This window comes from Miniphocaeibacter sp. (assembly GCF_049276255.1).
In the GTDB taxonomy this organism is placed as follows: Bacteria; Bacillota; Clostridia; order Tissierellales; family Peptoniphilaceae; genus Miniphocaeibacter.
In genome coordinates this window covers 1-12,400 of the sequence record NZ_JBASWB010000068.1, presented here as the reverse complement: position 1 = coordinate 12,400, position 12,400 = coordinate 1, and the positions used below count along the sequence as shown (strand labels likewise).

Below are 12,400 nucleotides of genomic sequence, written 5' to 3'. Positions count from 1 at the left end.
AATAATATTATATGGTATAATTTAATAAAATATTTATAGGGAGATTATTATGAATGATTTAGAAAGTATAAGAAAAGAAATTGATAAGGTAGATAGGGAAATTATTGCTTTATTTGAAAAGCGAATGGATCTTGTTAAATATGTTGTTGACTATAAAATAAAAAATAATATGGAAGTTTTAGATTCTAGTAGGGAAAACTTAATTATAGAAAAGAATAAAAACTTATTACAAAATAAAGAATATAGCCAATATTTAGTAACTTTTTTTAAATCATTAATGGATATTAGCAAGGACATGCAAAACAAAATTATAAAGGAAAATGTTGATGAATAATTTTATAGACAATATTGGGGTTTTTAATGTTACTAATAAATTAAATCCCAAGAGAAGATACCCTATTATTCTTGGTAGTTCTTCTCCTAGAAGAATTGAATTACTTAAAGAAATTACAAAGGATTTTAAAATTATTAAACCAAATATCAACGAAAAAAAAATTCTTTTACAATCCTTTAATGATAATATAAATTTAAGTTTTTTACAGGATTCATCTATTTCTTGTAGTGAAATTGCTTTGGAAAAAGCAAAAAATATATATGCAAACAATAAAGATTCCCTTATTATTTCTGCCGATACTATTGTTGTAACTGAAGACAAAATTCTAGGAAAGCCTAAGGATGAAGAAGATGCTTTCTTAACCTTAAAATCCCTTTTAGGAAAATTACATTATATTGCAACTTCTGTATGTATTTTTATAGATGAAAATAATTACGACTTATTTTATTCTGTGTCTGCAGTTAAATTTGTAGAGGAGACAGATTATTCTTTAAAATATATTAAGGAATATGTTAATTCTAAAGAACCTATGGATAAAGCCGGTTCTTACGGAGTGCAACAAGTTGGAACTTTTTTAGTAGATAGTGTTTACGGTGATTATTATAATATGGTTGGATTTCCAGTAGTTGAAATTAGAAGGAGAATAAATGAAAATTTTAGTTAGTTCTTGTTTGCTAGGTTGTAAATGCAGGTATGATGGTAGAGAGCAAAAAGTAAATATTTCTAATTTTATTTCCGATGATTTTTGCCTTATTCCCTTTTGTCCTGAACAAGCCGGTGGACTACCAACTCCTAGAATACCTTGTGAAATAGTTGGAGATAAAATTATAAACAAAAATGGTGAAGACAAGACCAAAGAATTTGTTAAGGGTGCTAATGAAGCCTTAAATTTATGTAACTTATTTAATATTAAATATGCAATTTTAAAGTCTAAAAGTCCTTCTTGTGGATTTGGAAAAATTTACGATGGAACTTTTTCAAATAATTTAATTAAGGGAAAGGGCATAACAGCAAATTTATTAAATAATAATGGAATAAAAATATTTAATGAAAATAATTTTGAAAATATAGTTACTTCAAAATAAAGTTACTTTCTAAGCAGGTTCAACCTGCTTTTTTAATTTGTTTTAATATTAAATTTATATTTTATATTAAAAATTTATCGAATATCTTATTTAATTGACAATGATTATCAATGAGTCTATAATAATATTTAGATATTAACTCATAAATTACACCCCTTGTAATTAAGATATCTAATTATGGATCCCCTTCCATAGTAGTAAGAAGCAGACTACCCCTAGTCTGCTTTTTTTATTTTCTAATAAATTAATTAAGAATATTAATTTTCCCTAAACAAAAACATATTATTTTTATATTCTTTTCTTCCTTATTTATTATATTAAAACTTAGTATATGAAATTTATATTTTATATTAAAAGCTTATCCAATTATTTATTTAATTGACAATGATTATCAATGAGTCTATAATAATACTTAGATATTAAATCATAAATTACACCCCTTGTAATTAAAATATCTAAATATGGATCCCCTATCCATAATAAACAAGAGGCAGACTACCCCTAGTCTGCCTTTTTATATTTTTAAATATTCATAATTTCTAAGGGGTCATTAATTATTTTATCTGCTCCATATTCTTCTAATTCTTCCCTCTTCCTAAATCCCCAAGTTACTCCAACTCCATAGACATCTGCATTTTTAGCTGTTAACATATCTGTCGATGTGTCTCCAAAATATGCTATTTCCTCTTTTCTCAAATCTAAATCCTTCATTAATTTTTCCATCATATATGGATTTGGTTTTCTTGGTGTATTTTCATCAAGTCCAATTATATAATCGAAATAATTTTTACCAAAATTATTTTCTAGAACATTTTTTGCTGCTTTTAAAGGTTTATTTGTACAAACTGCTATTTTTTTATTTTTTTCTTTTAAATATTTTAAAGACTCTCTTATTCCTTTATAAATTTCTGTATAATTATCATCTATACTGTTATAGCTATTTAAATAGTTTAAATGTAATTCTTTAATAATTTCTTCCTTTTCTTCCTTAGAATAAGTAAGATTATCCCTATCCACTATATATTTAATAGCTCTTTCTGTTAGTATTCTAGGACCATCTCCTACAAAATATTTAAATAATTCGACATCTGCCGGCTTGTATCCTAGTTTTTCTAATTCCTCATTAAAACAATCAGCTATTGTATTTAAACTGTCTATAATTGTTCCATCTAAATCAAAAACATACGCCTTATACATTTACTACCTTCCTTATTAATAGATATTCTATTTATATTCTAATTGAAACTACTTCTTAAAAAACCTACTTTTTTGTAAATACAAGTAAGTAGGTTTTTGTTTTCTATTATTTATTTTTAATTGTATATATACCTATTCCTATTGCTATTGGTAAATTTAATGAATCTACTTCACTACTTTGTTCTATTATAATTTTGTCAATATCTGCTCTATAATATTCTTTTCCTAAGCCTGAACCTTCATTTCCAAAAATTAATGAATATGGTTTTTCTATATTTGTCTTTAAAATATCCTTTGAATCCTCATCTAGTATAAAGGCATATTTTTTATTGTTAAACTTTTTAATATAGTCCTCTATGGTTTTAAAATATTCAAATCTTATTTTAAACAAGGCTCCCATACTTCCTCTTATTACCTTAGGATTGAAAATATCGCAACTATTACCAATTAAGACTAGGTCCTTAAGACCAAAGGCAACCATTGTTCTTATTATAGTTCCTAAATTACCCATATCACTTATATTATCCAGAACCAGATGATTGCCTTCTTTTATATTTTCAGCATATTTTTTTAAGACACCTGCTACATAAATATTCTTCTTGTTTCCTATTCTCTCTAATGTTCTAGGCTCAAAGGAAAAAGGGATTTTCTTTTCATTTAAAAGTGAAATTATTTTATCTAGTTCATTGAATTTTTCCGATAAAATAACCCTCTCCACCTTTTCTGGCCTACTGTTTATTAGTTCAAATGTTGGAAAAGGTCCTAATGTATAGGTATAATTAAATTCTTTTTTATATTGCTTTAATTTTTCCATAAATATTACTCACTAAAAGCCCACATTTTTTTAACTTCCTCTTTGAAGTCATCAAAATTCCATGTTTGTTCACTATTTTTCAAGTTATTTGGGTCATATATTTTCAAATTACCATTGTCATCATGTCCTACTATTAGCATGACATGGGAAATTGTAGTAAACGTACCAGGACCTACTGAAATTATTACTGGATTTCCCTTGTCTAATTCAGCCAATAAGGCTTCCTTGTCTATTTGTAATTCCTTAATATCTAAATTGTATTCTCTAGCAATAAAAGGATACAAATCCCATCCTGTTCCGTAATCACCAACATGGCCGTTATTAATTGAAATATCTGCAATTTCATCTGGGGTAATATTATATCCTGTTAATCCTGACAACATCATGGCTAATGAAGTTGGTGCACATCCAGCACTTCCAATTACTCCTGAGCCATATTCTTTATAACCCCATTTTTGATCCCATTGAATATAATAAGGATAGTCTACATCTTTATATATTTTGCTTGGATAATTAAATTTATATTTTATTGAAATATCGGCATATTTTGCAACAAAGTCAATGGTTTGTGGATTAGTACCTGCCATTTTCAGCAATTCTTCTGGGATTTTCTCGAAATTTTCCAAAATTACTGATGCATTCTCATTTGTTTTTTCCGCTTTTTCTATATTTGCTTTCCAACCTTCAACATCTGTTGCTTCTGAATACTCTACATCTATGTCAGTGTTTCTATTATTATTTTTTTCATCTTCGGTTCTATCGTAATCACTTGTTCCAATTAGTCTTGTAAATCTATCTTCGCTGTCATCACCATTACCTAAAGAAAAAAGATTTACTGCTAATAGTACCATAACTACAATAATTATAATTAGGAAAAGCCTGTTTCTCATTATTTGCCTTCTTCGTTTTTTATAAGCTTTCCCCGATAGCTTTTTTCTACTCATTAAGTCCTCCTTAGAATAATATTTTACTACATTTTCACAAATATTTCTTCTTTATGTAATAACTGTTAGAATAAAGCGAGTTATTGTAACAAAGTATTTGAAAAGGCCCTAGCTCATTAGTATAATTTAAGTAGACTATATATTTTTTATAAGGAGGGACATAGATGAGTATAAGTCAATCTGTAAGAAAAAAAGACCATCGTGCAAAAATTGATGGTAGTGCAAAGTATGTTGAAGACTTGTATATTGACGGAATGTTACATGCAAGAGTACTCCGTTCTAAATATGCTAAAGCAAAAATCTTAAATATTAAAACACCTAATTTACCGGAAGGTTATTATATTGTAGATAAAAATGATGTTCCCGGTATTAATGAAGTACATATGGTAGAAGATGACACTCCTGTTTTTGCTGACGGAATTGTAGAGTTTATTGGCGACCCTATTTTAATGGTAGTAGGACCAGATTTAAAAATAGTTGATAAATTACTAGATGAAATCGTTATTGACTATGAAGTTTTAACTCCGGTTTTAGATCCTGAAAAATCAGATACTGCTTTTTTTGAATATAGTTTTGGAAAAGGTGATGTTGAGGATGCCTTTTCTAAAGCAGATAAGGTTTATGAGGAAACCTTTAGAACCGGTTATCAAGAACAGGCATACTTGGAAGTTCAAGGTATGATTGGAGATTACCACGATGGAAAAGTTACTGTAAGAGGTTCTATGCAATGCCCTTACTATGTTCATGGTGCTGTTGCCAAAGCAATGGGACTAGAAGCAAGAAAGGTTCAAATAATTCAAGATGTAACCGGTGGTGGCTTTGGTGGTAAGGAAGATTATCCTTCTTTACTAGGCTGTCAATTAGCCGTTGCATCTTATAAAACAAAAAAACCTGTTAGATGTATTTTTGAAAGAAGAGAGGACATAGAGTTTACAACAAAAAGACATCCTTCTATTTCCAAATATAAGGTAGCTGTTAAAGATAGAAAAGTTACTGCTATGGATATAGATGTTATTTTTGATGGAGGTGCCTACACAACTTTGTCTGCTGTAGTTCTTCAAAGGGGATTAATGTGTTCTAACGGTGTTTATAATGTTCCAAATTTAAAAGTTCATGGTAAGGCTGTAAAGACCAACACAACACCTACTGGAGCCTATAGAGGTTTTGGAGCTCCCCAAACCTTCTTTGCTGTTGAAACTATAATGAACAGAATAGCTAGGGATTTAAACATTGATGAAATAGACTTTAAATTGGCAAATGTTGTAAAAGAAGGAGATTCTACATCTACTTCAGGAAAATTCCATTTCCATGTTCCACTACCTGAAATGATGGATAAAATACTAGAAAAATCAAATTATAGGAAAAAGAAAGAGGAATATAAAAACCAAACAGGTAGATACAGAAAAGGTATTGGTTTTTCATGGCATTTACACGGTGCCGGATTTACTGGTTCAGCTGAAAGGGATTTAATTAAAGCTGAAGTTAAATTATTAAAACATGCTAATAACAAGGTGGAAATCCTAGCTTCTAATGCCGATATTGGGCAAGGGCTTAAAACTACTTTTTCTAAAATAGTAGCTAATGAGTTAAATATTCCATATGAGGAAGTTTTAATTAACAATCCTGACACAGACCGAGTTCCTGACTCTGGTCCTACTGTAGCTTCACGCTCCCTTATGATTGTTGGAGAACTTTTAAGAAGGGCAGCTATTAAGTTAAGAAGTAATTGGATAGAAAATGAAGAACAGGTTATTACAGAAGCTTTTAAGGAGCCTGATTTTGTTATACCTTTTGATATTAATGTTTTCCAAGGAGATGCTTATCCAACCTATGCTTGGGGGGCACAAATTATTGAGCTAGAACTTGACACATTAACAGGTGCTCATAAAGTACTAGGTCTATGGTCCTCTTTTGATGTAGGTACTCCTATAGATATGAATATAGTTGTTGGACAAATGGAAGGTGGACTTCTACAAGGTATTGGCTATTCCCATATGGAAAACATGGATTATGACAATAAGGGTAGAATTAGAAATAATAGTTTCACTGACTATATAATTCCTACTGCTGCTGACATTCCATTTTTTGATGTTGATATGCATATTGTAGAATATCCATTAGGACCTTATGGTGCAAAAGGTGCTGGTGAACTTCCTTTAGTAGGAGTTGCCAGTGCATATATTGCTGCTGTTGAAGATGCAACTAAAGCAAATATAAACCACAATCCTATAAGTATGGAAGAAACCTTAGTAGCATTTAAGGAGGCAAAGTAATGAATAATAGTATTAAGTTTATTCTCGATGGAAAGAATGTTGAATATAATGGAAATCCTTCTGAAAGGCTACTAGATGTACTTCGTAATTATTTCCATTCCACCGGTGTAAAATGCGGTTGTAAAGAAGGCGAATGTGGTGCTTGTTCAGTTTTAATAGATGGGATTTTAGCAAATTCATGTATGTTAACTGTTGGTAGAATTGAAAACTGTGAAGTTATGACTATAGAAGGATTTAATAAAACTAAAAGGTTTGAAGTAATAGATAAAGCATACAGCTCTGTTGGTGCTGTACAATGTGGTTTTTGTATTCCAGGCATGGTACTGGCAACAGAATATCTACTAAGTCAAAATCCAAATCCAACAGAAGAAGAAATAAGAGATGGTATTTCTGGAAACCTATGTCGTTGTACAGGTTATAATGCTATTGTAAGAGCAATAGGTATTGCTGCTAAGGAAGGTGAAGGATTATGGTAAAAAACTATACACCTACATCATTAAATGAAGCATTGGAATTAATGGAAAATAATGACTTAGTTCCCTTTGCTGGTGGTACAGATTTAATGGTAAAAAATAATGAAGCATTAAACTATATTTACCTCTATAAAATACCTGAGTTGAAGAAAATATATGTAGAAGATTCCTATTTAAAATTAGGAGCTGCTTGTACTTTTACTGAATTAATTAACAACAAGCTAATACCTGAAATATTAAGAGATGCCTTAAAGAAAATTGCTGCACCGGCAATTAGAAATTTCGGAACAATTGGTGGAAATATTGGAAATGGCTCCTCTAAAGCAGACTCTGTTTTAATATTTATGGTTTTAGATTCATATATTAAAGTACAGTCTAGGAACAATGAAAGAGTAATTCCTATTAAAGATTTTTATAAGGGTAATAAAAAACTAGACTTAAATAAAGACGAGTTAATTACAGAAATCTGGTTACCTGAAAGAGAATATACAAATTATCTCTATGAAAAAGTTGGTGCAAGACAGGCTTTAGCAATTTCAAGAGTTGATTTTGCAGGAATAATAGATATTGAAGACAATATTATTAAACACCTTGCAGTAGCTATTGGTGCTATTGAAGATTTAATAATAAGAAGACCAGATATTGATAGTATCTTAATTGGTAAAACCATTGAAGAGGCTAAGTCTTTAAAGGAAGAATACTTAAATAAATATAAGGAAGCTATTAATCCTAGAGCCGGAAGAGTTTCAATAGAATACAGAAAAGATGTTTCTATGAATTTTTTAAATTACTTTTTAGAATCTAAGGGAATTTAATATAGTAAAAAATGTCCTATAAACTTTTTTAAAGTTTGTAGGACATTTTATTTTTAGTAAATCTATTAATCCCAATTTTTTATTTCGTGAGTTTTCACAATTAATTATAAATTTCTACTATATATTTTCATTAAAACCATAGTTAAAAATTGCAATAAATTAATTAATAATAAAATAAATAAAAATAATTCTATTCCAAGTATAATACCATTAAGCTTAAATATTGCTAGTTTTACTACAAAGTAAATTGAAATTAGCAATAGTATTATTAATATAAATAATATTATTGAATTTTTTATTAGTTTTTTTATTATTTTTAAAATATCTTCCTTTTCTCTATTATAGAAAATAAGATTATAATAAATAAAATTTGCAACAACTATAAAAATTCCTGTTAATAATACAAGAAATACCCTATTACTATCATAGGCTTTTAAACCAGTATTGAAAATATTATTATAAAATAAATAGCATAATAAACCTACTGCTATACTTAATATTCCAGGTATTAAATATAATTTTACACTTAAATATACTCTTTTATTTTTCATTTTATACTCCAAAATTTATATTTCTATATATTAATACGAATATAAACCTGGAAATGTTACAAAATGTAATAACTCGGTATTAATTTTATACTATTTATAAATTACTACTAAATATTATATAAGGTGTCATAGTTTATTTGTTTATTAAATAACTCTTTAAATTTATTATAATCCCCTTTACCTTCAGCCATAGCCCACATTAATTTAACAACTGTTGCTTCAATTGTCATATCAAAGGATTCTAAAATACTAAGTTCTCCCTTTAATCTTTGTCCAACTTCATAAACCATTAGGTCTGAACCTTCCATTGGAACTTGTGTTGTTATTACAATAATTTTATTGCCAGAGTATTTTTTAGATAATTTAATAAACTTATCAAATATATGTTTTGGTATTCCACCAACTCCATAGGACTCAATAATTATACAGGTATAATGTTCAAAAATAAAATCTAAAATATCCCCTTCTATTGTTGGTATTAACTTTAATAAAAATACAGAATTATTTAATTCATAGTAAAAGTTTGGTTTTTCTTGTTTTTCCTCATTTTGAATAAATCTTATAATTTTATTATCTTGAATTGTTGCTAATACAGGGTAATTCAAACTGGAAAAGGCATCATAACTCTTGGTTTTTTCCTTTCTTCCCCTTGTTCCGGCAATTACCTTGCCATTAAAAACAATTACAACATTATTGGACTTTTCACTACTAGCATAGGTTATACTGTTGACTAAATTCATTTTAGCATCTGTTATTTCATTGCTTATAGATTTTTGTGCTCCAGTAATTACAATAGGCTTTCTAGAGTTTTGTATTAAATAGGAAAGTGCCGCCGCAGTATAGGCTAGGGTATCAGTTCCATGAGTTACTACAAATCCATCATAATCTTCATAGTGTTTCTCAATTGTTTTAGTTATTAAAATCCAATTTTCCACCCTAATATCTGTACTATCTATGTTTAATAAATCCAGTGTATCAATTTCTACACCTTCAAGTTTTATATTAAGGTATTCCAATAGCTGGGTTGAACTAATTCCCGGTACTAGTCCATTTTCTGTTTTTATTGAAGCTATTGTTCCACCAGTAGAAATTATTAATACTCTTTTCATATTCTCCCTTTATTCCTCACTAAAATTCAATTTTTTTAGGAACTCGTTTTTCAAAAACATAGATTCCAGTAAACCCTAAATCCTGTAACATATTGCAAGCCTTATAAACCCCTTCTCCAATATCTTCTTTTCTATGGGCATCAGAACCTATAGTTATGATTTCTCCACCTAGTTCCCTATACCATTTTAACACTTCTTTTTTTGGATGCATATAGTTAAGACCTGCCCTTATTCCAGCAGTATTTACTTCTATTCCCTTATTGTTTTTAATAAGAAATTTTAAAATTTCCTCAATAATATCTTTATACTCAACTATATTCGGTATTGTTTTACTACTTGGAGCGTATCTGTCAATATAGTCAATATGTCCAAGGACATCAAAGTTTTTCGTATTTTCTACAGCCTTTAACATTTCTGTGTAATATAATTCATATAAATCCTTTGGAGGATATTTATAAAATAATCTATCTAAAACAATATCCTGTTCCTTTAGTGAATGAATAGAGCCAATAATAAAATCAAAGTCAAATTGTCCTGTTATTTCATCGTTTTTCTTTGCTGTTACTTTTTGAATTCCAACTTCAATTCCGTAAAGTACTTTTATTTGGTCCTTATATTTTTCTTTTAATATTTTTACCTTTTCAAAATAAGCAGGTATATCTATACCATCTTCGTAGTTGTCTGTAACTTTTACTAAATCCATATGGTCTGTTATAGCAATATATTTAAGGTTTTTATCTATTGCAGCCTTAATATTTTCTTCAATTGGTGTTTTTGAGTCAAAAGAAAACTCTGAATGGTTGTGTAAATCTATCATACTTCCTCCTATATTTAATCTATATTATAATTATACAATACTTATGTTAAATTAATTTAAACAAATAATTTTTGTATAAAATTTTCTAAAATGGCATAAAAAAAGACCATTCATAAGAATGGCCATTAATTTTACCAAACAGGTATAGTTAAATATTTATATTTGTCTATTTTTCCTATTCCAACTTTTGCAAATATTTCTTTTAATTTTCTACAAACTTCACCTTCGTGACCTGTTCCAATTCTTCTGTCATCTGCTTCTACTACTGCTGTAACCTCCATAGCAGTACCAGAGAAAAATACTTCTTGGCTGTTGTATAATTCAGTTCTTGCTACAGATCTTTCAACAACTTCCATTCCCAATTCCTCTTTTGCTAGTTTCATAACTAAAGCTCTAGTTATTCCCTCTAAAATATCATCTGAAGGTGGAGGTGTTATAAGCTTGTCATTTTTAACAAAGAAAATATTTTCTCCCGGTCCTTCACAAACAAAACCTGTATTTGTTAAAAATATTGCTTCGTCATATCCCTTACTTATTACCTCTAAACCTGCTAAAGCTGAATTTAAATATCCTGCTGTAGCCTTTGTTCTTGGTGGTAGAGAAGTGTCTGAAATTCTTCTCCAACTGGAAACTGCTACTCTTAATTCATCCTTTCCGGAATATGAATCAAGTGGTTGTGTATATATAACAATTCTGTCATCCATTTCCATTAAAGATGGTTTTAAAGTTTCAGCTCCTTTATATACAACTGGTCTTATATATGTAGTTGTTTTACAATTATTAGCTTTTAATAATTCAACTGTATAATCACATAATTCTTCAGAAGTATAAGGAATTCGCATATTTAAACATTTACAAGATTCTAAAAGTCTGTCATAATGTTCCTTCATACAAAAACCATATAATTGCTCTTCTTCATCATCCCAATAAGCTCTTATTCCTTCAAAGCAAGCTAAACCATAATTAAAAGCCTTAGATCTTATACTTATACTTACTGAAGACTCATCTACTATTTCTCCTTGATAAAATACCTTTTGTGTCATATAATCCTCCTAGTTCCTTTAGCATATTAAATTATTATGATTAATATCATATAACTTTTTCATATCTTTTGCAAGAATATAAAAAATTCTATATTATTATTATACATCATGTTGGCTATTCTTTTTTATATAAACTATTAAGAATTTAAGAATATTAGTAATAAATGATTATTCTTTACTATAGTTTTATATATAAGTATATATATTTGTTTAGTAATATACTAAAATTTGATATAATATTAAAGAATAGAATTATTTTTATTACAACCTGGAGGTATATATGAAAATTATAAAGGGATATATATCTGAAATATTATTTAGGACAAAAAGAAATTTACTACAGTATATTCTATCATTAATTATTCTTGCATTAATTATGACCCTAACCGCATTTATAGGATTAAAAATTATAGGTATACAAGATACTTTATTAAAATCTTTTTTAGTTGGATTAGTTAGCGTTTTTCCTGCAATAGGCTCAGGGCTAATAATGATTCCCTGGATAATAGTAAGATTAATAACTAAAAACATAGCATTAGCCGGTCAACTTGCAATCGTCTACATAATATTAATAATAGTTAAGCAAGTATTAGAACCCTATATTAATGGAAGTAAGTATAGTATTAGACCATTAATAACCGTTGCAATTTTTCTAATTGGATATATATTTGGCAGATTAACAGGAGCAATTATTACATCATTTTTATTATTGATTATTGCCACACTATTTGAAGTTTTAGATATTCAAAATTATGCAAGATGGGCCAAGAGAAGAAAACGGAAGGAAGGGAAACTTTAATTTATTACTACAGCAAAAATGGTTCTATAATTTATAGTGTTGATGGAAATAAATCCATTAGCACTATTTTTTATTGGAATATAAAAGAATAGACAAATTATTCACTTTTCCTATAAAATATATGCTACCACACAAAATATAAAGGA

14 protein-coding genes are annotated in these 12,400 nt (G+C 28.4%); 7 read left to right on the top strand and 7 right to left on the bottom strand.

What is annotated here, in order from left to right:
• Positions 1 to 49: 49 nt before the first annotated feature.
• From WAO56_RS09395 to WAO56_RS09385, 3 genes are read left to right on the top strand one after another with little or no spacing between them, the layout of a single operon-like run.
• Positions 50 to 334: a chorismate mutase gene (locus WAO56_RS09395; RefSeq protein WP_422144488.1), complete on the top strand. Its 285-nt coding sequence runs from the start codon at positions 50 to 52 to the stop codon at positions 332 to 334.
• Entirely contained in the window at positions 327 to 998 is a 672-nt protein-coding gene (locus tag WAO56_RS09390) for a Maf family protein (RefSeq protein WP_422144487.1), read from the top strand. The genes WAO56_RS09395 and WAO56_RS09390 overlap by 8 nt, the downstream gene beginning before the upstream one ends.
• Complete coding sequence (locus WAO56_RS09385) at positions 982 to 1,419, top strand: DUF523 domain-containing protein (protein ID WP_422144486.1); 438 nt, start codon at positions 982 to 984, stop codon at positions 1,417 to 1,419. The genes WAO56_RS09390 and WAO56_RS09385 overlap by 17 nt, the downstream gene beginning before the upstream one ends.
• 522 nt (positions 1,420 to 1,941) lie before the next feature.
• Here the strand turns inward: WAO56_RS09385 and WAO56_RS09380 are convergent.
• The 3 genes from WAO56_RS09380 to WAO56_RS09370 all read right to left on the bottom strand — a co-directional run bounded on the left by WAO56_RS09380 (position 1,942) and on the right by WAO56_RS09370 (position 4,374).
• Positions 1,942 to 2,616, bottom strand: coding sequence for an HAD family hydrolase (locus WAO56_RS09380; protein WP_422144485.1), 675 nt, complete (start codon positions 2,614 to 2,616; stop codon positions 1,942 to 1,944).
• Between the two features lie 106 nt (positions 2,617 to 2,722).
• Complete coding sequence (locus tag WAO56_RS09375) at positions 2,723 to 3,430, bottom strand: TrmH family RNA methyltransferase (RefSeq protein WP_422144484.1); 708 nt, start codon at positions 3,428 to 3,430, stop codon at positions 2,723 to 2,725.
• Positions 3,431 to 3,435: 5 nt separating this feature from the next.
• On the bottom strand, positions 3,436 to 4,374 hold the full coding sequence (locus tag WAO56_RS09370) for a C39 family peptidase (RefSeq protein ID WP_422144483.1): 939 nt from the start codon (positions 4,372 to 4,374) through the stop codon (positions 3,436 to 3,438).
• Between the two features lie 164 nt (positions 4,375 to 4,538).
• Here WAO56_RS09370 and WAO56_RS09365 point away from each other — a divergent pair, with 164 nt between their 5' ends.
• The 3 genes from WAO56_RS09365 to WAO56_RS09355 are packed head-to-tail and all read left to right on the top strand — an operon-like array spanning position 4,539 to position 7,935.
• Positions 4,539 to 6,647 carry a xanthine dehydrogenase family protein molybdopterin-binding subunit gene (locus WAO56_RS09365; RefSeq protein ID WP_422144482.1) on the top strand — a complete coding sequence of 703 codons (2,109 nt, stop codon included), beginning with the start codon at positions 4,539 to 4,541 and terminating at the stop codon, positions 6,645 to 6,647.
• A complete protein-coding gene (locus tag WAO56_RS09360) occupies positions 6,647 to 7,123 on the top strand; it encodes a (2Fe-2S)-binding protein (protein WP_422144481.1) in 477 nt (158 codons plus the stop codon). Before WAO56_RS09365 ends, WAO56_RS09360 begins: the two co-directional genes overlap by 1 nt.
• On the top strand, positions 7,117 to 7,935 hold the full coding sequence (locus WAO56_RS09355) for an FAD binding domain-containing protein (protein ID WP_422144480.1): 819 nt from the start codon (positions 7,117 to 7,119) through the stop codon (positions 7,933 to 7,935). Before WAO56_RS09360 ends, WAO56_RS09355 begins: the two co-directional genes overlap by 7 nt.
• A 104-nt stretch (positions 7,936 to 8,039) precedes the next feature.
• On the opposite strand, the gene WAO56_RS09350 is transcribed toward WAO56_RS09355, so the two are convergent.
• The 4 genes from WAO56_RS09350 to WAO56_RS09335 all read right to left on the bottom strand — a co-directional run bounded on the left by WAO56_RS09350 (position 8,040) and on the right by WAO56_RS09335 (position 11,455).
• A complete protein-coding gene (locus WAO56_RS09350) occupies positions 8,040 to 8,486 on the bottom strand; it encodes a hypothetical protein (protein WP_422144479.1) in 447 nt (148 codons plus the stop codon).
• Between the two features lie 107 nt (positions 8,487 to 8,593).
• On the bottom strand, positions 8,594 to 9,595 hold the full coding sequence (locus tag WAO56_RS09345) for an asparaginase (RefSeq protein ID WP_422144478.1): 1,002 nt from the start codon (positions 9,593 to 9,595) through the stop codon (positions 8,594 to 8,596).
• A 19-nt stretch (positions 9,596 to 9,614) separates the two neighbouring features.
• On the bottom strand, positions 9,615 to 10,412 hold the full coding sequence (locus WAO56_RS09340) for a histidinol-phosphatase HisJ family protein (RefSeq protein WP_422144477.1): 798 nt from the start codon (positions 10,410 to 10,412) through the stop codon (positions 9,615 to 9,617).
• Positions 10,413 to 10,543: 131 nt separating this feature from the next.
• Positions 10,544 to 11,455 carry a branched-chain amino acid transaminase gene (locus tag WAO56_RS09335; RefSeq protein WP_422144476.1) on the bottom strand — a complete coding sequence of 304 codons (912 nt, stop codon included), beginning with the start codon at positions 11,453 to 11,455 and terminating at the stop codon, positions 10,544 to 10,546.
• A 280-nt stretch (positions 11,456 to 11,735) separates the two neighbouring features.
• On the opposite strand from WAO56_RS09335, the gene WAO56_RS09330 reads away from it, so the two are divergent.
• On the top strand, positions 11,736 to 12,254 hold the full coding sequence (locus WAO56_RS09330; RefSeq protein ID WP_422144475.1) for an AI-2E family transporter: 519 nt from the start codon (positions 11,736 to 11,738) through the stop codon (positions 12,252 to 12,254).
• The last annotated feature ends 146 nt before the right edge of the window (positions 12,255 to 12,400 follow it).

What these genes read in the sequence shown, in the direction of transcription:
- WAO56_RS09365 (WP_422144482.1), top strand. Translation starts at nt 4,539, where the DNA reads ATGAGTATAAGTCAATCTGTAAGAAAAAAAGACCATCGTGCAAAAATT.
- WAO56_RS09380 (WP_422144485.1), bottom strand. Translation starts at nt 2,616, where the DNA reads ATGTATAAGGCGTATGTTTTTGATTTAGATGGAACAATTATAGACAGT.
- WAO56_RS09360 (WP_422144481.1), top strand. Translation starts at nt 6,647, where the DNA reads ATGAATAATAGTATTAAGTTTATTCTCGATGGAAAGAATGTTGAATAT.
- WAO56_RS09330 (WP_422144475.1), top strand. Translation starts at nt 11,736, where the DNA reads ATGAAAATTATAAAGGGATATATATCTGAAATATTATTTAGGACAAAA.
- WAO56_RS09395 (WP_422144488.1), top strand. Translation starts at nt 50, where the DNA reads ATGAATGATTTAGAAAGTATAAGAAAAGAAATTGATAAGGTAGATAGG.
- WAO56_RS09340 (WP_422144477.1), bottom strand. Translation starts at nt 10,412, where the DNA reads ATGATAGATTTACACAACCATTCAGAGTTTTCTTTTGACTCAAAAACA.
- WAO56_RS09375 (WP_422144484.1), bottom strand. Translation starts at nt 3,430, where the DNA reads ATGGAAAAATTAAAGCAATATAAAAAAGAATTTAATTATACCTATACA.
- WAO56_RS09390 (WP_422144487.1), top strand. Translation starts at nt 327, where the DNA reads ATGAATAATTTTATAGACAATATTGGGGTTTTTAATGTTACTAATAAA.
- WAO56_RS09355 (WP_422144480.1), top strand. Translation starts at nt 7,117, where the DNA reads ATGGTAAAAAACTATACACCTACATCATTAAATGAAGCATTGGAATTA.
- WAO56_RS09385 (WP_422144486.1), top strand. Translation starts at nt 982, where the DNA reads ATGAAAATTTTAGTTAGTTCTTGTTTGCTAGGTTGTAAATGCAGGTAT.
- WAO56_RS09345 (WP_422144478.1), bottom strand. Translation starts at nt 9,595, where the DNA reads ATGAAAAGAGTATTAATAATTTCTACTGGTGGAACAATAGCTTCAATA.
- WAO56_RS09335 (WP_422144476.1), bottom strand. Translation starts at nt 11,455, where the DNA reads ATGACACAAAAGGTATTTTATCAAGGAGAAATAGTAGATGAGTCTTCA.
- WAO56_RS09370 (WP_422144483.1), bottom strand. Translation starts at nt 4,374, where the DNA reads ATGAGTAGAAAAAAGCTATCGGGGAAAGCTTATAAAAAACGAAGAAGG.
- WAO56_RS09350 (WP_422144479.1), bottom strand. Translation starts at nt 8,486, where the DNA reads ATGAAAAATAAAAGAGTATATTTAAGTGTAAAATTATATTTAATACCT.